This window comes from Conexibacter woesei DSM 14684 (assembly GCF_000025265.1).
Taxonomy (GTDB): domain Bacteria; phylum Actinomycetota; class Thermoleophilia; order Solirubrobacterales; family Solirubrobacteraceae; genus Conexibacter; species Conexibacter woesei.
The window spans coordinates 1,722,752-1,739,287 of record NC_013739.1 but is presented as its reverse complement, the minus strand read 5'-3'; the positions used below and the strand labels follow the sequence as shown (position 1 = coordinate 1,739,287).

The window sequence follows — 16,536 nt, the reverse complement described above, 5'->3', positions numbered from 1 at the left end:
CGCTCACTCCTCCTCGTCCAGCTCCAGCAGCCGCCGCTCGACCGCCCAGCGGCTCAGCTCGTGGCGGTTGGACAGCTGCAGCTTGCGCAGGACCGCGGAGACGTGCGCCTCGACGGTCTTGGCGGAGATCCCCAGCCGCAGCGCGACCTCCTTGTAGAGGTAGCCGCGGGCGATGTGGCGCAGCACCTCGCGCTCGCGCTGCGTGAGCTGGTCCAGCTCCGCGTCGGCGGTCGCGACGGCGGGCGCGGGCGCCCCGCCCGCGAACGCGTCGAGCACGAACCCCGCCAGCCGCGGCGAGAAGACGGCGTCGCCGTCCGCGACGCGCTCGATCGCGTCGACCAGCTCGTCGGCGGAGATCGTCTTCGTGACGTAGCCGCGCGCGCCGGCGCGGATCACCGCGATCACGTCGTCAGGCGCGTCGGATACCGACAGCGCGAGGAAGCGGACACCGGGCCGGCCGGGCGCGGCGCGGCGGATCACCTCGACGCCGCCGCCGCCCGGCATGTGCACGTCGAGCAGGACGACGTCGGGCGCCAGCCGCTCGATCTGCTCGACCGCCTCCTCGACCCCGGCCGCGTCGCCGACGACGGTCACGCGCTCGCCCAGCTCGGCCTGCACCCCCGCGCGGAACAGCTGGTGGTCGTCGACGATCAGGACGCGGGCGCGGGCGCGCGCATCGCCGCTCATGCGGTCAGCTCCTCCGCCGGGCGCTCCACGACCAGCTCGACCTCGGTCCCCGCGCCGGGCGCGGCGTGGATCGCCGCGCGCCCGCCGTGGCGCTCCATCCGCCCAAGGATCGACTCGCGCACGCCGCGCCGGTCGGCGGGGATCGCCGCCGGGTCGAAGCCGACGCCGCGGTCGCGCACGAACGCCTCGACGCGCGCGTCGGTCACCTCCGCGTAGAGGTCGACCTTCGCGCTGCCGGCGAACTTCGCCGCGTTCGCGAGCGCCTCGCGCGCCGCCGCGACGAGCGCGACGAGCCGCTCGTCGAGCGGGCAGTCGCCGACCGTCACGACCTCCACCGGCACGCCGTGGAGCCGCTCGACCTCGCCCGCGACCTCCTCCAGCGCTGTTGCGAGGCTCTCACCGGCCGGCTTCGCCGGGCGGTCGGTCAGCCAGTTGCGCAGCTCGCGCTCCTGGATCCGCGCGAGGCTCGCGACCTCGCGCGGGTCCTCGGCACGCTTCTGGATCAGCGCGAGCGTCTGGAGGACCGAGTCGTGCAGGTGCGCGGCGACCTCGGCGCGCTCCTGCGAGCGGATCCGCTCCGCGCGCTCCTCCGTCAGCGAGCGCGCCATCCGCGCCAGCCAGGGGCCGAACACGAGCGCGGCCGCGCCGGCCAGCACGACGATCCCGCCGATCGCATTGCCGACCGCCTGCAGCGCGCCGGTCGAGCTCAGCAGCACGTAGGCGGCGAGCAGCACGAGCGCGACGCCGAGCGCCGTGCGGCGGCCGTCGGCGCCGCGCTCGCCGCGCATCCGGTCGCGGACGCCGTGCAGCGGCCGGCGCAGCTCGGCCGGCGTCCAGGCGGCGGTCGCGTCGGCCTGGCGCCAGATCAGCGCGAGCCCGACCGACGCCAGCACCAGCGGCCAGACCAGCTCGTCGCCGAACCAGAAGCCGAGCTGGCGCAGCGCCAGCAGGCCGGCGATCGCGAGCAGCGCGATCCCGGCGACCTGCCGCACCGCGCCGTCGCGGTCGCGCAGCGAGTCCGGCGGCCAGGCCGAGGCCGGCTGCGTGTGGACGGCCGGCAGCAGCGCCCAGCCGAGCGCGTAGATCGCGATGCCGAGCCCGCCGAACGCCGTCAACACCATGATCGCGGCCTGCACGTACATCACCTCGACGTCGAGGTGCTCGGCGATGCCGGCGCAGACGCCTGCCAGCGATCCCTCGTCCGGCAGGCGTCGCAGCGGCGGCCGGGAGGGCGGGGCTGCGTCCTGCGACATCGTCTCCATCATCTCAGCGACGGCGCCGGTCGCGCACGCCGCTGGCGAGCAGGCCGGCGCCGACGATCGCCAGCAGCGCCGGCACGATCGCTCCGGCCGCGAGGTCGATCGCGTCGAGCGCGTCGAGCAGCAGCGCGGTGCCGATCCCGACGAGGCCGAGTCCGACCACGAGCGACGGCAGGTGCAGCTCGCGCCGGCGGCGTCGCGGTTCAGGCGTCATCGTCGCCACCTTCGCACGCCGGCCGCACCAGCGCGAGCCGCGGGGCCGCGCACAGCTCGCCGCCGGCCTGCGGCCGCGGTGGCTGCACGACGGAGCCGGTCAGGCTCCAGTTGTCGCCGCTGGGCCGGTCGCGGACGACGACGACGCCGATGCCGGTGTGGGCGTCGATCTCGAGCCGCCGGTCGCCGCTGCCGACGACGATCGTGCGGTCGACGTCGAGGCCGCTGGCGCCCTCGCCGCCGCCATCCCATGACGAGCCGCCGCTGACCATGCGGCCGTCGTCGGCGACGATCTCCAGCATCCCGATGTCGACGTCGGCGTCGATGCGCGTTGTCCCGCGCGCCAGCTCGATCCCGCGCAGGTCGAGCCGCAGCGAGCCGATCCCGATCTCGTAGCGCCCGCGCAGGTCGTCGCCGTCCGTCACCAGGTAGTCGCGCTGGCCGACGCCGCCGTTGAGCGAGACGCCGGCCGCGGCGGCGGTGCCGAGCGTGACGGCGAGCAGGATCCCGACGGGGATCAGACCGCGCGCGCCGCCGAAGAACGCGCTCGCGACGAGCGCGACGCCGGTCAGCACGATCGCGACCGCGACGACGCCGCCCCAGCCGAGGTCGACGACGTCGTACGCGTCGAGCGCGCCGGCGGCGCCGACGAGCAGCAGGACGCCGCCGGTCGCGAGCGCCGTCACCGCCCACGAGCCGCGCGCGGGCTCCGCGAGCGGATCGTCCGCGTCCGGCTCGCCCACTACGCCGTCCCCACCCTCCGCGCCCTCCGCGCCCGGGTCCCCCGCCACGACGATCTCGGTCCCGGGGGCCGCGCCCGCCCTCGCCCCCGCGTCCGCACGCGCCGGCCGCTCGCGCTCGATCACGAACCACATCACCGCGCCGCCGGCGAGCACGAGCACCAGCGGCCAACCGTCGCCGAAGAAGCCGAACACGCCCCACGCGCTGAAGCCGGCGACGACCGCCGCCAGCACGACCAGCACGACCGCCGCGACGTAGACGCTCTCGCGCTGCCCCGCGGCGCCCAGCAGCGGTCTGGTCGCCCCCTGCTCGGGCACCAGCACCCACGCTGCCAGGTACGCGACGGCGCCGAAGCCGCCGAAGACCATCGTCGCGACGACAACGATCCGCACGAGCACGGGGTCGACGTCGAAGTAGCGTGCGAGACCGCCGCAGACGCCGGCGATCACCTTGTCGTCGCGGCTGCGTTCGAGGCGTCTGCGCGGTCTGTTCTCGATCATGGCCGGAACCCTGCCGGTCGCGCGTGCCCGCGCCTATTGGGAATCACCCCTAGGGACCGACCCCGGGTCGACCCCGAGACGGAGGTCAGTCGGGCTGCCCGATGCGCAGCAGCGGCATCACCACGGCTACGACGAAGATGATGCCGATCCCCGTGGCGATCAGGGTTCTGGACTTGATCAGGTGTCCGAACGTCCCGATCAGGAAGCCGAGCGCCATGCCGATGACGTAGGGGGCGAGCGACGGCTCCATTGGAGACGGGATCATCACAGGTGCCTATCATTCGGCGTCGCATGCCCATCGATCCCACTTCCGTCGAGGACGTCGCAGCGGGGCTGCGGTCCGTCGGCTACCTGCCAGGCGAGGCGACCGCGCTCGTCTCGTATCTCGCAACGAAGCTCGGCAAGCCCGTGCTGGTGGAGGGTCCGGCCGGCGTCGGCAAGACCGAGCTGGCGAAGGCGCTCTCCCGCTACCTCGAACGCGACCTCGTGCGCCTCCAGTGCTACGAAGGCCTCGACGAGGCGAAGGCGCTGTACGAGTGGAACTACCGCAAGCAGCTGCTGCGGATCCAGGCGGAAGCGTCCGGGACCGGCTGGGACGCCGTCCAGGAGGACATCTTCGGCGAGGAGTTCCTGCTGCGCCGCCCCCTGATGACGGCGATCGCCTCGGAGCAGCCGGTCGTGCTGCTGATCGACGAGATCGACAAGACCGACCAGGAGTTCGAGGCGATGCTGCTCGAGCTGCTGTCGGACTTCCAGATCTCGATCCCCGAGCTGGGCCGCATCGACGCGCGCACGCAGCCGGTCGTGCTGCTGACGTCGAACAACTCGCGCGAGCTGACCGAGGCGCTCAAGCGCCGCTGCCTCTACCTGTGGGTCGACTACCCCGACGCCGGCCACGAGCTGGAGATCGTCCGCCTCCACACGCCGGAGCTGAGCGAGACGATCGCGCGCAAGCTCGTCGAGATCGTCCACGAGGTGCGCGAGCTGGACATGAAGAAGCCGCCGTCGATCGCCGAGTCGATCGACTGGGCGCGCGCGCTGCTGCTGCTCGGCGCCGACGACCTCGACGCGAGAACGTTCCGCGAGACGATGAGCGTCATCGTCAAGCACCGCACCGACCTCGAGATCGTCGCCGCGCGCGTCGGCGTGCGGCTCGAAGGAGCGCCCGATGGCGCGCTCGGATCCGCGCAGCGCGGCTGACCACGCCGCGCCCGCAGGGGGCCTCGACGCCGAGCTGATCGGGTTCGCCGACCAGTTGCGCACCGAGGGGCTGTCGATCGGCACCTCCGAGCTGCTCGACTCGTTCGCGGCGCTGCGCGAGGTCGGCTGGAACGAGCGCGACGACTTCCGCGAGGCGCTCGCGACGACGCTGGCGAAATCACCCGACGACCGCCGCATCTTCGAGCTGGTCTTCGATCGCTTCTTCTTCCGCGCCGCCGAGGAGCAGGCCGCGCGCCGCGAGGTGCAGGAGGGCGCGGGCTTCGACGGCGCCGACCAGATCGACCTCGACGAGCTGCGCCAGCAGATCGCGCAGGCGCTGCAGGAGGGCGGCGAGGGCGGCATGCAGGACCTCGCGCGGCTCGCAATCGCGGCGTTCGGCGACCGCGGCGACGGCTCCGGCGTGATCGGCGTCGACGTGCAGCGGATCCGCCGCCAGCTCGGCCTCAGGTCAGAGCCGCAGCCCGACCTGCCCGAGGACGACCCGCGCCGCGACGGGATCCCGCGCGAGCAGCTGCGCCGCTTCGAGCAGCAGCTGCGCAAGGAGCTGGAGCGCGCGCTGATCGAGCGCACCAAGCAGCTGCCCCCGGCGCGGCCGCTGAGCGACCTCGACCGCTCGCTGCCGGGCGGGCCGATCCAGGACCTCGCCGCCGTCCACAAGGTCGTCGTGCAGCTCAAGCGCCGGCTCGCGACGCAGGGCCGCGAACAGCGCGGCCGCAAGCGCCACGCGCACGTCGACGTCCGCCGCACGATGCGCGCCTCGCTGCAGACCGGCGGCGTGCCGGTCGAGCTGAAGTTCCGCCCGCAGCGCCCGAAGCGGCCGGAGATCTTCGTCCTCTGCGACGTCTCCACCTCGGTCGCCTCGGCGAGCGTCTTCTTCCTGTCGGTCCTGCACGCGCTGCACGACTCGTTCCGCAAGCTGCGCTCGTTCGTCTTCATCGAGCGGATCTCGGAGGTGACCGACGTCTTCGAGCGCGAGCGCGACTTCAGAGCGGCGAGCGTCGCGATATCGAAGGACGCCGGCGTCGCGGACGTCAGCGGCTACACCGACTACGGCCGCGTCTGGACGGAGTTCCTCGCCGAGGTCGAGGACGATCTGCACCCGCGCGCGACCGTGATCGTGCTCGGCGACGCGCGCACGAACGGCCGCCCGCCGCGCGACGACGTCTTCGCCTCGATCGCGGAGAAGGCCGGCCGCACCTTCTGGCTCAACCCCGAGCCGCGCCTCTACTGGAACTACGGCGACTCCGTGATCGCCGCCTACGAGCGCCACTGCACCGCATTCGAGTGCTGGACGACCGCCCAGCTGGAGGAGTTCGTGAAGGCGCTCACCGGGCCGATCGTCGAGCGGCCGCGCTAAGCTGCGCGGCGAAACACACACATAACAGGGGGGCTGGCGGGTGAGCCGGCTGAGATAGCGCCTTTCGACGAAGACCCGGCGCTGACCCTTCGAACCTGTGGGGTAATGCCCGCGGAGGGAGCAATGCCAGAGATCACCGAGGCTCCCGCAAAGGAGCCTCGTCCTGTTTCAGCCCCCGTCGGGGTCCGCGTCCGGAACGCCAGCCGTGCGTTCCAGGGTCGCGACGGCATCGTGCAGGCACTGCGCGGGATGGACCTGCGCGCGCAGCCGGGCGAGACGGTCGCGGTCGTCGGCGCCAGCGGCTGCGGGAAGTCGACGCTGCTGGAGCTGATCTGCGGGCTGCAACGGCCCGACGAGGGGACCGTCGAGGCCGACCCCGCCGTCCTGATGCCGCAGCGCGACCTGCTGCTGCCGTGGGCCTCGGCGCTCGACAACGCCGCGCTCGCGCTGCGCGCGAGAGGCGTCGGCCGGCGCGAGGCGCGCGAGGCGGCACTGCCGTGGTTCGAGCGCTTCGGCCTGACCGGCTTCGAGCGCGCGCGGCCGGCGGCGCTCTCGGGCGGGATGCGCCAGCGGGTCGCGTTCGTGCGGACGCTGCTGGCGGGCAAGCCGGTGCTCGCGCTCGACGAGCCGTTCGCCGCGCTCGACGCGCTCACGCGGCAGGAGATCCAGGCGTGGCTGGTGGAGACGCTGGCCGAGGAGCCGCGTACCGTGGTGCTGGTGACGCACGACGTCGAGGAGGCGATCCTGCTGGCCGACCACGTCGTCGTGATGTCGCCACGGCCCGGTCACGCCGTCGCGAGCCTGCCGGTCGAGCTGCCGCGCCCGCGGCGCCGCACCGATCCCGCCGTCGTCGAGCTGCGCGAACGGGCGCTGGGCGCGCTGGGGCTGAGAACGTGAGCCGGGCACGCACCGCCGTCGGCTTCCTCCCGGCCGTGCTGATCGTCGCCGCGCTCGTCGGCGCCTGGCAGCTGTACGCGACCCACGGCAACGTCGACTCGCTGCTGCTGCCGTCGCCGACCGAGGTCGCCGACGCGCTGTGGACCGACCGCGCGCTGCTGTGGGACAACTTCAAGGTGACCGCGGGCGAGGTCCTGCTCGGCATCCTCGTCGCCGCCGTCGCCGGGCTCGCCTGCGCGGTGGCGATCCACCTCTCCCCCACGCTGCGGCGGGCCGTCTACCCGCTGCTGGTCGCCTCGCAGACCGTCCCGATCCCGATCGTCGCCTCGCTGCTCGTCGTCTGGCTCGGCTTCGACCTCGCGCCGAAGCTCGTGATCATCGGCCTCGTCTCGTTCTTCCCGATCGCCGTCACGACGCTCGACGCGCTCGCCGGCGTCGACCCCGAGCTGCGCCGCCTGATGCGCACGCTCGACGCCTCGCGCCTGCGCACGTTCCGCCACGTCGAGGCGCCGGCCGCGCTGCCGGGCCTCTTCAGCGGCGCCAAGGTCGCCGTCGCGGTCGCCGTCATCGGCGCCGTCTTCGCCGAGCAGTCCGGCTCCGACGCCGGCCTCGGACGGCTGATCCAGCAGGCCGTCCCGCAACTTCTGACAGCACGCGCGTACGCCGCCGTGCTGATCCTGTCCGCCTTCGCAATCGCGCTGTTCGGCCTGCTCGCGCTCGTCGAACGCCGCGTGCTGCCGTGGGCATTTGAATCCAGAGGAGGACCAACTCGATGAAACGTGCCTTCGCGACGCTCGTCACCGTCACCGCCGCCGCGCTCACGCTCGCCGCCTGCGGCGAGAAGAAGGAGCAGACGACCGCCGGCTCGGAGACGAGACAGATCCGGCTGATGCTCGACTACCTGCCCAACCCCGACCACGTCGGGCTCTACGCGGGGCTCGAGAAGGGCGACTTCGCCGACGCCGGGCTCGACGTCGACGTGCAGGTCCCGTCCGACCCCGCCGCGCCGCTGAAGCTGCTGGAGGCGGGCAAGATCGACATCGCGATCTCCTACGAGCCGGAGCTGCTGATAGCGCGCGACAAGGGCGCGCAGCTGGTCGCGGTCGGCGCGATCGCGCAGACGCCGCTGACGTCGCTGATGACGCTGAAGCCGAGAGAGGTCAGAACGCCGGCGGACCTCAGAGGCAAGCGTGTCGGCACCGCCGGGATCCCCTATCAGAGCGCATATCTGAGAACGATCCTCGACACCGCGGGCGTTCCGCTCGACTCGGTCAAGGAGACGAGCGTCGGCTTCAACCTCGTCCCGGCGATGCTGTCGAGAAGAGTCGACGCGACGCTCGGCGCGTTCTGGAACGTCGAGGGCGTCCAGCTCCAGCGCGCCAGAAGAGACGTCCGCATCATCAGAATGGAGGACGTCGGCGTGCCGACGTACAACGAGCTGATCCTCGTCGCGCACAAGGACTTCGTCGGCGAGCGCGGCGACGACGTGCGCGCCTTCGTGCAGGCGCTCGGCCGCGGCTACGCCGACGCCAGAGCCGACCCGCAGGCGGCGACCGACGCGCTCGTGAGAGCGAACCCGGACCTCGACCCCGGCTTCGCGCTGGCGAGCGTGAGAGCGTCGCTGCCGGTCTTCTTCCCGCAGGACGAGAGCAAGCCGTTCGGCTTCCAGGAGCCGAGAGCGTGGGACAGATACGCGCAGTGGATGTTCGACCAGGGCCTGCTCGACACGAGACCGAACGCCGGCGCCGCCGCGCTCACGAACGAGTTCCTGGCCGGTCAGTCCGGATGAGGCGGAACGCCTTCAGCCCGAGCCCGAGCCGCTCGCGGTCCTCGGACCGCAGCGGGTCGAGCCCGGTCAGCTCCTTCACGCGGTCGAGGCGGTGGGCCACCGTGTGACGGTGCGCGCCGATCGCGACGGCGGTCGCGCCGACGTTGCAGTCCTGCGCCAGGTACGCCTCGAGCGTGCGCACGAGGCCGCTGTCGTGGCGGTCGTCGTGGCGCACGATCGGGGCGGCCGTGTCGGCGTAGAAGGAGCGCAGCTCGTCCGGGTGTGAGGCGAGCACGCGGAACAGCAGCCGGTAGGTGCCGCTGCCGACGTCCTCGGACGTCGCGCCGCCGTCGCGCCGCAGCACGTCGAGCACCAGCTCCGCCTCGCGCAGCGCGCGCGGCAGCGCCGCCGCGTCGGGCTGGAAGCCGGAGAGGCCGGCGCGGCCGTACGGCTCCAACCGCGGCACGAGCCGCCGCGCGGCCGCCAACGTGCCCGCGGCCGGCTCCTCGCCGTCGCCGTTCGCGGCGGCGAGCGCCGGCAGGATCGCATACGCGCGCCCGTCGATCGCCTGCGCGAGCGCACCGGGGTGCGAGTCGGCGATCGTCGCGACGACCCGCTCGCCCGCGTCTGCGCCTGCACCCGCCGCGCCGCCCGCGGCCGCCAGCTCGGCGCAGAGCGCCACGGCGCCGCGGGAGAGGTCGCAGCCGAGGCGCGCGGCGCGGCGCGTCAGCTCGCGCGCGTCGGCCTCCTCGCTGCTGAGCAGCTCCTCCAGCAGCGAGCCGCGCAGGTTCTGCTCGACCTCCCGCTTGGCCTCCGCCACGGCGACCTCCGTCAGCGAGGCGACCGCGGCGAGGTGCAGCAGCTCGGCCGCCTCCGCGGCCGGCAGCTGCGCGCCGCGCAGCAGCGCGACGACGCCGATCACGTCGTCGCCGGCGACGACGTCCGCCTCCGCCACCAGCTCCTGCGGCCGTGGCGCGGCGCCGCCGCGGACGCGCGCGTCGGCGTAGCGGCGCAGCGAGCCCAGCTCGGTCGCGAGCGGGAACGCCGCCGCGACGGCGAGGCGCGGGACGAGGATCGCGACGGGAGCGCGTGCCGCGGCCGAGACGAGCTGCGCGACCCGCGCCAGCCCTTCTCCGCCGAGCACCGCCCCGATCAGCTGAAGGTGCAGCTCCCGGGACATGGCGCGCGCAGGACGCAGCACGGCGGGTGGCGGGCCGTCATTCCCGCCACCCGGCATTGCCGTGCTCGCGCGTCCGTGCTCAGGTCGCGGCCGCCGCCGCGTCCGGGTGGATCTGGAGTGTCTCCTCACCGGACTCGCCGGTGCGGATGCGGTACGCCTGCTCGACGGGGATGACGAACACCTTCCCGTCGCCGATCGACCCGGTCCGCGCGTGCTTCAGGATCGTGTCGACGATCGTCTGCGTGTCGCCGTCGGCGACGACGCACTCGATCTTGATCTTCGGCCGCAGGTAGTTCGTCAACGCCGAGCCGCGGTACTGCTCGGTGATGCCCTTCTGGCGGCCGGAGCCCTTCACCTCGATGATCGTGATCGAGGGGAAGCCGAGCTCGAGCAGCTCCAGGCGGATCGGCTCGAACGCCTCGTGCCGGATGTACGCCACGACGAGCTTCATGCCGGCACCTCCGTGGTGCTGCCGATGGGCGAGGGCGTCCCGGTGTGCGGACGCGGCGAGCCGACGCCGATCAGCTCGGGTGCGGGGATGAACTGCTCCGGATAGCCGTACATGCCGTGCTCGGCGATGTCGAGGCCGGCGTCCTCCTCGTCCTCGCTGACGCGCAGGCCCATCGTGGCCTTGATCGCAAGGAACGTCACCGACGAGATGATGAAGACGGCGCCGAAGGTGACGCCGACGGCGACCGCCTGGACGCCGAGCTGCTCGAGCCCGCCGCCGTAGAAGAGCCCGGCTCTGCCGACGCCGACTGCTTCGGCGAGACGGTCGGAGGTGAAGAGGCCGCACGCGAGCGTGCCCCAGATGCCCGCGAGACCGTGCGCTGAGAGCGCGCCGACCGGGTCGTCGAGCTTCTTCTCGATCGCGAGCACGCCGGCGACGACGACGAGACCGCCGACGAAGCCGATGATCGGCGCCGCCCACATCTCGACGTAGCCGGAACCGGCGGTGATCGCGACGAGGCCGGCGATCGCGCCGTTGCCGATCATGCCGACGTCGAGCTTTCTCGTCAGCATCCAGATCAGGAAGGTCGCGCCGAGCACGCCGCCGATCGCGCCCATGTTCGTGATCGCGATCACCTCGGCGAACTTGTTGCCGTCGGTGTTGAACGTCGAGCCGCCGTTGAAGCCGAACCAGCCGAGCCAGAGGATCAGCACGCCGAGGCCGAGCAGCGGCATGCTGTGACCGGGGATCGCGCGCGGCTTGCCGTCGGGGCCGTACTTGCCCTTGCGCGGGCCGAGGAACAGCACGGCCGCGAACGCCGCGGTCGCGCCGGTGAGGTGGACGACCGAGGAGCCGGCGAAGTCCTGGACGCCGGAGCCGACTCTCGTGAGCAGGCCGCCGCTCCACGCCATGTGCGCGATCAGCGGGTAGATGACACCAGCGAAGACGGCCGCGAAGACGATGTAGGCGCCGAACTTGATCCGCTCGAGCGTCGAGCCCCAGACGATCGCGAGCGAGACGCAGCAGAACATCAGCTGGAACGCGAAGAAGCCGACGCCTGCAGCGTCGACCGGGGTGCCGGCGAGGTCGGTGCCGTTGCCGAGGAAGAAGCCGGTGTCGCCGAAGAACGTCGCGGTGCCGCCGAACGCGAGGCCATAACCGACGGCCCACCAGATCAGCGTCCCGATCGAGAAGTTGACGAGGATCTTGGCGACCCCCATGCCGGCGTTCTTGCCGCGCGACATGCCGATCTCCAGGAGGGCGAAGCCTGCCTGCATGAAGAAGACGAGGATGGCCGCGACCATCAGCCACGTCGTGTTGAGCTCTCCCTTGACGATCTCGATCGTCGGGCTGTCCTGCGCCAGCGCGGTGGCTGGCAAGAGAAGTGTCACGAGCACGCCGAGCACGGCGGCCCGCCCCAGACGGGAATGCAGCACTGAACCCTCCTGAACCTTGATTGCGAGCATCCCGAATGCTCTGCCTTTCAGGGGGGCGAATCTTTGGCCCGGTGTCGGAGATTCGCCTCCGGGCGGTTGTCCAACCGGTAGAACGGGGTTGGCCCGAGGTGCGAACGCGTTATGCAGCCGCGGCGACCGCGTGCAGCTCCGGCGCGGCAGCGCGCAGCGCGTACGCGCCCGCGAGGCCGCTCCAGGGCGCATACGGCGCGAAGAAGGTGCGCACGTCCTGCTCGTCGACGCGGGCGCGCGGATCGCCCGTCAGCAGACGGCCGACGAGCTTGCGGTAGGCGAGGTCGCCCGCCGGCAGCTGGTCCATCCGACCCTGGCCCAGCAGCGCCAGCACCTCCGTCGTCCACGGCCCGATCTCCGGGATCGCGCGCAGACGGCGCCAGCCGGCCTCGTGATCGGCGTCGTGGAGGTCGATCCGGCCGCGCGCGACCTCGCGCGCGGCGCGCCGCAGCGCGAGCGCGCGGCGGTCGGCGAGGTCGAACGAGCACAGCAGCGCGGGCGCCTGATCGGCCAGCCGCGCCGGCGATGGCAGGTCGCGCAAGCCGGTGCGCTCGCAGCGACGGCCGAGCCGGTAGACGATCCGCCGCTGTATCGCGGCCGCGCGCACGTACTCGATCAGCTGCTCGGTGATCGCCCACGCGAGCGCCTCGAACGGCTCCGGCCGGCGGCGCAGCCGTAGGGCCGGCTGCGCGCGCACCGCGCCGCCGATCAGCGGGTCGTCGCGGAAGCGGTCGTGGAAGGCGCGCAGGTCGTCGTCGACGCCGAGCGCGAAGCGCATCCGCTCGATCCCCCACGCCGCGGCCGCTTCGCTGTGCGCCTGCGCGCCGAACAGCACGCCGTCGGGCGCCGTCTGCGCGACGCGGACGACGACGGGCTCGTCGCCGTGGTGGAGCAGCCGCTGCACGACGCCGTTGCGGCACCGCAGCGTCCCGTCCATGCCGCTGCTGCGCGGAAGCCGGAACGGCCACACCGGTTTGACCTCGACGCGCAGATCGAGCGGCGGAGCGTCCACCTCAGCGGTCGCGCGTGCCGAGCAGGTGGATGTCGAGCAGCACCGAGCGCGTCGCCACGATCGGGAGCGCGTCGGCGCCCTTGCTTCGACGCCGCAGGCCGAGGCGGCCGCCGTTGCGCCTGCGGGCGCGGTGCGAGATCACGACGACGGTGGCGGCGCCGGCGGCGAAGCCGGTCGCCGCGACGGCGGCGGCCCGCACGGCCGGCAGCTGGGTGCGCGGGCGCTCGAGCGCCCGCACCTCGTCGACGACGGGGACGGCGTCGACCGTCTCCTCGGCGTCGAAGGGCAGCGGATGGTTGTCTGCGGTGGTCTCGCTCGTCATCGTGCTTCGCATTGCGAGTTCCACGACAGCGCGCCGGCGCTGCGGCACCGCACCGGGAACTCGCGGTCGAACATCGTCCCAGTCGCTGCGGACAACGCTACGGCACCTGCCGGTCTTATGTCGACTCGCCGACCGCCACGGCCGGCTCCGGGCGCGGGCTCGACGGCTCGGCGTCCGGATCGAACAGCTTCTCGAAGAGGCGGTAGCGGCGCACGACTCTGCCGCCCATCCCCTCCATCGCGCGATTCATCGACTTGTTCGTCTCGAGGATCCAGCCCATCTCGCCCTGCTTCTGGGGCGTCACCTCGGCGGAGTCGAAGTGCAGCTCGTAGAAGCGCGCGGCGACGCCGGTGTGCTGCCACTCGCGCTTGACGCCGAGCGCGAACACGCGCACGCGGTCGATCTTCTTGCGGCGCAGCAGAAACTGCAGCCAGCCGAACGGGAGGATGCGGCCGTTCATGTGCTTGAAGACCTGGTTGTAGTCGGGCACCGTCAGCGCCGCGCCGACCGTCTCACCATCCTTCTCGGCGACGAACGCCCAGTTCTCGTCGAGGATCGGCTTGAGGGTCTGGGCGTAGTGCCGGACCTCGGTCTCGGTCAGCGGCGAGAAGCCCCAGTTTCTCTCCCACGCCTCGTTGTAGACCTCGAGGAAGCGGTCGATCTCGGCGTGGATGTCCTTCTTGCGCATCGGCCGCACGGTGATGCCGTACTTCGACTCGACGCGGTCGGCGACTCTCCAGATCGACGGGTGGACCCTGTCCCGCCCGGAGATCTCCAGGTGCCACATCAGCGTGTCCATCGCCTTCTCGAGGCCGGCGGACTCGATCAGGCCGGGGTAGTAGCGCGGAGTCCAGTTGGTGAGGATGATCGGCTCGAGCTCCCAGCCCTCGACGAGCACGCCGCACTCGTCGTTCATCGTGAAGTCCATCGGACCGACCATGCGGTCGCGGCCGCGAGCGCGCAGCCACTGCTCGGCGGCGTCGAACAGCGCCGCGGCGGCCTCGGGGTCGTCCTCGCACTCGAAGAAGCCGAAGAGGCCCCATCTGTTGTCCTGGAACTCGTTCAGGAGGCGATCGACCTGGGCCGTGATGCGGCCGACGGGCTGCCCGTCGCGCCAGGCGATGAAGTACTGCGCCTCGCCGTGCTCGAACCAGGGGTTCTTGCGGCGGTCGAGAAATCTGCGCCGGTCCGAGATCAGGGGCGGGACCCAGTTCGGCTCGTTACGATAGAGCCGCCACGGCAGCTTGATGAAGGTTGTGAGGTCGCGCTTGGAAGCGACCGGCCGGACTTCGAGAGCCATTGGCGGCCACCCTATATGCCGACCACCACAGACGTCTTCAGCAAGGCCCGCACGCACGAGCGCGTCCTGCAGCTCAGAGCTGCGCGCGAGATCGACGCGGTCCCCTACTTCCGCCGGCTCGAATCGGCCACCGCGCCCGTCGTCGAGATGGAGGGCGAGCGGCGGATCATGCTCGGCTCCAACAACTACCTTGGGCTGACCAGCGACGAGCGGGTGCTGAAGGGCGCGCACGACGCGATCGACCGCTACGGCTCCGGCGTGACCGGCTCGCGGCTGCTCAACGGCACGCTCGACCTCCACCTGGAGCTCGAGGAGGAGCTGGCCGACTGGCTCGGGACCGAGGACGCGATCGTCTACACGACCGGCGCGCAGGCGAACCTCGGCGCGCTCGGGACGATCCTCGGGCCGGGCGACACGGTGATCGTCGACTCCGGCGACCACGCCTCGATCCTCGACGGCGTGATCCTGTCGAGAGCGAAGATGCGGGCGTTCCGCCACAACCGCCTCGACCTGCTGGAGAAGCGGCTGCAGCAGGCCGAGAACGACGGCGGCGGGATCCTCGTCGTCGTCGACGGCGTCTTCTCGATGGAGGGCGACGTCGCCCCGCTGCCGGAGATCGCGGACCTGAGCGAGCGCTACGGCGCACGGCTGATGGTCGACGAGGCGCACGGCCTCGGCGTGCTCGGCGCGCGCGGAGCGGGCGCGTCGGAGCTGCTCGGCGTCGAGGACCGCGTCGACCTGCGGATGGCGACGTTCTCGAAGTCGCTCGCCTCCTGCGGCGGGGTGATCGCCGGGCCGACCGACGTGATCGACTTCCTGCGGATCCAGTCGCGGCCGTTCCTGTTCACGGCGTCGGCCGTTCCGGCGGCGGTCGGGTCGGCGCTGGCGGCCGTCCGCATCTGCCGCTCGGACGAGGGCCGCGCGCTGTTCGCGCGGGTGCTCGACAACGCCGCGTACCTGAACGCCGGCCTGCGCTCGCTGGGGCTGCACACGGTCGAGCCGACGGCGCTGCCGGACGGGTCGGTCGTCGCGACGCCGGTCGTCCCGGTGCTCGTCGCCGATGACTGGAAGGCCGCGCTGCTGTGGAAGGCGCTGTACGAGGCGGGCGTCTACGTCAACGTCGCCCTGCACCCGGCGGTACCGCCGGGAGGCGCGCTGCTGCGCACGAGCGTGATGGCGACGCACGACCGCGCGACGCTCGACGAGGCGATCGCGACGTTCGCCGGCGTCAAGCGCGCCTTCGAGGCCGAGCACGGGCCGCTGCCCGGCCCGGCCGGCTCGGCCGCCTGAGCAGCGCGCGGCGGCCGCCCGCGCGCTGCCGAGCGCGAGCGCCGCACGCCACCGAGCGCGCCCACCCGCCCGACCCCGATCGCTCGACTCTTTTTTTCTGTTCGTCGATCGCCAACCTGTCGTTGCGTCGGTGGCGCGAGCACGCTTCGGGCGGTCACAGGTCGTAAACAAAAACCCCGCTCCTAGCGCACGTTGGATCGGTTCTCCGTTGACCACCTGGGGGCGGCTCGCTTAGGTTCTCAGGACGTTGCCGGACGGTCTCGCACCAAGGCCAAGACGCTCTTACGAGGGAGAGCGACGAGCGCCACGGAGCGTGATCGAGCGCCGTCCGACGGCGGCGACAGACGTACGGGGCTCCCTCAGCCCCGGCGCGCGTCGCGGGCCTATCTCGATTCGGAGGCAGGGAGAAAGAGTGCAGATGGACGGGTTGCAGATGACGACCCCTGGGCCGCAGCACCTGCGTGCCCTGGAACGTGCCAATCGCGTGCGCCTCGCTCGTGCAGAGCTCAAGCGCCGCATCGCGGACGGAGAAGTGTCCGCCGCCGAAGTGCTCCTCTCATCCCCCTGGGAGGCGAGCAGCATGGCCATCGGGGACGTCCTGATGAGCCAGCGCAGGTGGGGAAGCACCCGCTGCCGGAAGTTCCTGGCGATGTTCCGGCTGGCGGAGACGAAGAGCGTCGGCTCGCTGACGGAGCGGCAGCGCCATGCGCTTGCCGCGCAGCTCGACGCGCATGCGTCGATCGAGCGCGGTGCATGTCGCATCGACGTCGCGCCGGAGCTCGTCAGCGCCTGACAGTCCAGCAGCGACGCGCCCCGTGCCCGGTGACGGTGGGCGGGCACGGGGCGCGCCGCCCGAACGAGTGCTGCGCGCC

Annotated in this window: 18 protein-coding genes; 7 read left to right on the top strand and 11 right to left on the bottom strand. The window is 72.4% G+C overall.

Going from position 1 to position 16,536, the window contains the following annotated elements; genetic code table 11:
• Positions 1-3 precede the first annotated feature (3 nt).
• The 5 genes from CWOE_RS08235 to CWOE_RS32630 all read right to left on the bottom strand — a co-directional run bounded on the left by CWOE_RS08235 (position 4) and on the right by CWOE_RS32630 (position 3,665).
• Complete coding sequence (locus CWOE_RS08235) at positions 4-687, bottom strand: response regulator (protein ID WP_012933129.1); 684 nt, start codon at positions 685-687, stop codon at positions 4-6.
• A complete protein-coding gene (locus CWOE_RS08230; protein ID WP_012933128.1) occupies positions 684-1,940 on the bottom strand; it encodes an ATP-binding protein in 1,257 nt (418 codons plus the stop codon). Before CWOE_RS08230 ends, CWOE_RS08235 begins: the two co-directional genes overlap by 4 nt.
• Positions 1,941-1,953: 13 nt before the next feature.
• The gene (locus tag CWOE_RS08225) at positions 1,954-2,160 is read right to left on the bottom strand and encodes a hypothetical protein (protein ID WP_012933127.1); all 207 of its coding nucleotides are present in this window, start codon (positions 2,158-2,160) and stop codon (positions 1,954-1,956) included.
• Positions 2,150-3,400, bottom strand: a complete 1,251-nt coding sequence (locus CWOE_RS08220) for a PspC domain-containing protein (protein WP_012933126.1) — start codon at positions 3,398-3,400, stop codon at positions 2,150-2,152. Before CWOE_RS08220 ends, CWOE_RS08225 begins: the two co-directional genes overlap by 11 nt.
• A gap of 85 nt (positions 3,401-3,485) precedes the next feature.
• The gene (locus tag CWOE_RS32630; RefSeq protein ID WP_148260941.1) at positions 3,486-3,665 is read right to left on the bottom strand and encodes a hypothetical protein; all 180 of its coding nucleotides are present in this window, start codon (positions 3,663-3,665) and stop codon (positions 3,486-3,488) included.
• A 26-nt stretch (positions 3,666-3,691) separates the two neighbouring features.
• Here CWOE_RS32630 and CWOE_RS08215 point away from each other — a divergent pair, with 26 nt between their 5' ends.
• From CWOE_RS08215 to CWOE_RS08195, 5 genes are all read left to right on the top strand, one after another.
• Positions 3,692-4,600, top strand: coding sequence for an AAA family ATPase (locus CWOE_RS08215; protein ID WP_012933125.1), 909 nt, complete (start codon positions 3,692-3,694; stop codon positions 4,598-4,600).
• A complete protein-coding gene (locus CWOE_RS08210) occupies positions 4,569-5,978 on the top strand; it encodes a vWA domain-containing protein (protein WP_012933124.1) in 1,410 nt (469 codons plus the stop codon). Before CWOE_RS08215 ends, CWOE_RS08210 begins: the two co-directional genes overlap by 32 nt.
• Before the next feature lie 105 nt (positions 5,979-6,083).
• A complete protein-coding gene (locus CWOE_RS08205) occupies positions 6,084-6,875 on the top strand; it encodes an ABC transporter ATP-binding protein (RefSeq protein WP_407641495.1) in 792 nt (263 codons plus the stop codon).
• Entirely contained in the window at positions 6,872-7,651 is a 780-nt protein-coding gene (locus CWOE_RS08200) for an ABC transporter permease (RefSeq protein ID WP_012933122.1), read from the top strand. The genes CWOE_RS08205 and CWOE_RS08200 overlap by 4 nt, the downstream gene beginning before the upstream one ends.
• Positions 7,648-8,664, top strand: a complete 1,017-nt coding sequence (locus CWOE_RS08195) for an ABC transporter substrate-binding protein (protein WP_012933121.1) — start codon at positions 7,648-7,650, stop codon at positions 8,662-8,664. The genes CWOE_RS08200 and CWOE_RS08195 overlap by 4 nt, the downstream gene beginning before the upstream one ends.
• On the opposite strand, the gene CWOE_RS08190 is transcribed toward CWOE_RS08195, so the two are convergent.
• The 6 genes from CWOE_RS08190 to CWOE_RS33355 form a co-directional block, all read right to left on the bottom strand.
• The gene (locus CWOE_RS08190) at positions 8,630-9,823 is read right to left on the bottom strand and encodes a PucR family transcriptional regulator (RefSeq protein ID WP_041730266.1); all 1,194 of its coding nucleotides are present in this window, start codon (positions 9,821-9,823) and stop codon (positions 8,630-8,632) included. The genes CWOE_RS08195 and CWOE_RS08190 overlap by 35 nt on opposite strands.
• Before the next feature lie 79 nt (positions 9,824-9,902).
• Positions 9,903-10,274, bottom strand: coding sequence for a P-II family nitrogen regulator (locus tag CWOE_RS08185; protein WP_012933119.1), 372 nt, complete (start codon positions 10,272-10,274; stop codon positions 9,903-9,905).
• Positions 10,271-11,710: an ammonium transporter gene (locus CWOE_RS08180; protein ID WP_236262253.1), complete on the bottom strand. Its 1,440-nt coding sequence runs from the start codon at positions 11,708-11,710 to the stop codon at positions 10,271-10,273. Before CWOE_RS08180 ends, CWOE_RS08185 begins: the two co-directional genes overlap by 4 nt.
• A 139-nt stretch (positions 11,711-11,849) precedes the next feature.
• On the bottom strand, positions 11,850-12,752 hold the full coding sequence (locus tag CWOE_RS30425) for a DNA-3-methyladenine glycosylase family protein (RefSeq protein ID WP_049793207.1): 903 nt from the start codon (positions 12,750-12,752) through the stop codon (positions 11,850-11,852).
• 1 nt (position 12,753) lies between these two features.
• The gene (locus CWOE_RS08170; RefSeq protein ID WP_148260940.1) at positions 12,754-13,074 is read right to left on the bottom strand and encodes a hypothetical protein; all 321 of its coding nucleotides are present in this window, start codon (positions 13,072-13,074) and stop codon (positions 12,754-12,756) included.
• Between the two features lie 115 nt (positions 13,075-13,189).
• Positions 13,190-14,374, bottom strand: coding sequence for a GNAT family N-acetyltransferase (locus CWOE_RS33355; RefSeq protein ID WP_012933115.1), 1,185 nt, complete (start codon positions 14,372-14,374; stop codon positions 13,190-13,192).
• Positions 14,375-14,389: 15 nt separating this feature from the next.
• Between CWOE_RS33355 and CWOE_RS08160 the strand changes: the two genes are divergently transcribed.
• Together CWOE_RS08160 and CWOE_RS08155 are read left to right on the top strand one after the other, a co-directional pair.
• The gene (locus tag CWOE_RS08160; protein WP_012933114.1) at positions 14,390-15,664 is read left to right on the top strand and encodes an aminotransferase class I/II-fold pyridoxal phosphate-dependent enzyme; all 1,275 of its coding nucleotides are present in this window, start codon (positions 14,390-14,392) and stop codon (positions 15,662-15,664) included.
• A gap of 418 nt (positions 15,665-16,082) precedes the next feature.
• Entirely contained in the window at positions 16,083-16,457 is a 375-nt protein-coding gene (locus CWOE_RS08155) for a hypothetical protein (protein WP_012933113.1), read from the top strand.
• Positions 16,458-16,536 lie beyond the last annotated feature (79 nt).

What these genes read in the sequence shown, in the direction of transcription:
- CWOE_RS08185 (WP_012933119.1), bottom strand. Translation starts at nt 10,274, where the DNA reads ATGAAGCTCGTCGTGGCGTACATCCGGCACGAGGCGTTCGAGCCGATC.
- CWOE_RS08235 (WP_012933129.1), bottom strand. Translation starts at nt 687, where the DNA reads ATGAGCGGCGATGCGCGCGCCCGCGCCCGCGTCCTGATCGTCGACGAC.
- CWOE_RS08210 (WP_012933124.1), top strand. Translation starts at nt 4,569, where the DNA reads ATGGCGCGCTCGGATCCGCGCAGCGCGGCTGACCACGCCGCGCCCGCA.
- CWOE_RS08230 (WP_012933128.1), bottom strand. Translation starts at nt 1,940, where the DNA reads ATGTCGCAGGACGCAGCCCCGCCCTCCCGGCCGCCGCTGCGACGCCTG.
- CWOE_RS08170 (WP_148260940.1), bottom strand. Translation starts at nt 13,074, where the DNA reads ATGACGAGCGAGACCACCGCAGACAACCATCCGCTGCCCTTCGACGCC.
- CWOE_RS08205 (WP_407641495.1), top strand. Translation starts at nt 6,084, where the DNA reads ATGCCCGCGGAGGGAGCAATGCCAGAGATCACCGAGGCTCCCGCAAAG.
- CWOE_RS08215 (WP_012933125.1), top strand. Translation starts at nt 3,692, where the DNA reads ATGCCCATCGATCCCACTTCCGTCGAGGACGTCGCAGCGGGGCTGCGG.
- CWOE_RS08225 (WP_012933127.1), bottom strand. Translation starts at nt 2,160, where the DNA reads ATGACGCCTGAACCGCGACGCCGCCGGCGCGAGCTGCACCTGCCGTCG.
- CWOE_RS33355 (WP_012933115.1), bottom strand. Translation starts at nt 14,374, where the DNA reads ATGGCTCTCGAAGTCCGGCCGGTCGCTTCCAAGCGCGACCTCACAACC.
- CWOE_RS08190 (WP_041730266.1), bottom strand. Translation starts at nt 9,823, where the DNA reads ATGTCCCGGGAGCTGCACCTTCAGCTGATCGGGGCGGTGCTCGGCGGA.
- CWOE_RS32630 (WP_148260941.1), bottom strand. Translation starts at nt 3,665, where the DNA reads ATGATCCCGTCTCCAATGGAGCCGTCGCTCGCCCCCTACGTCATCGGC.
- CWOE_RS08195 (WP_012933121.1), top strand. Translation starts at nt 7,648, where the DNA reads ATGAAACGTGCCTTCGCGACGCTCGTCACCGTCACCGCCGCCGCGCTC.
- CWOE_RS08220 (WP_012933126.1), bottom strand. Translation starts at nt 3,400, where the DNA reads ATGATCGAGAACAGACCGCGCAGACGCCTCGAACGCAGCCGCGACGAC.
- CWOE_RS08155 (WP_012933113.1), top strand. Translation starts at nt 16,083, where the DNA reads ATGGACGGGTTGCAGATGACGACCCCTGGGCCGCAGCACCTGCGTGCC.
- CWOE_RS08160 (WP_012933114.1), top strand. Translation starts at nt 14,390, where the DNA reads ATGCCGACCACCACAGACGTCTTCAGCAAGGCCCGCACGCACGAGCGC.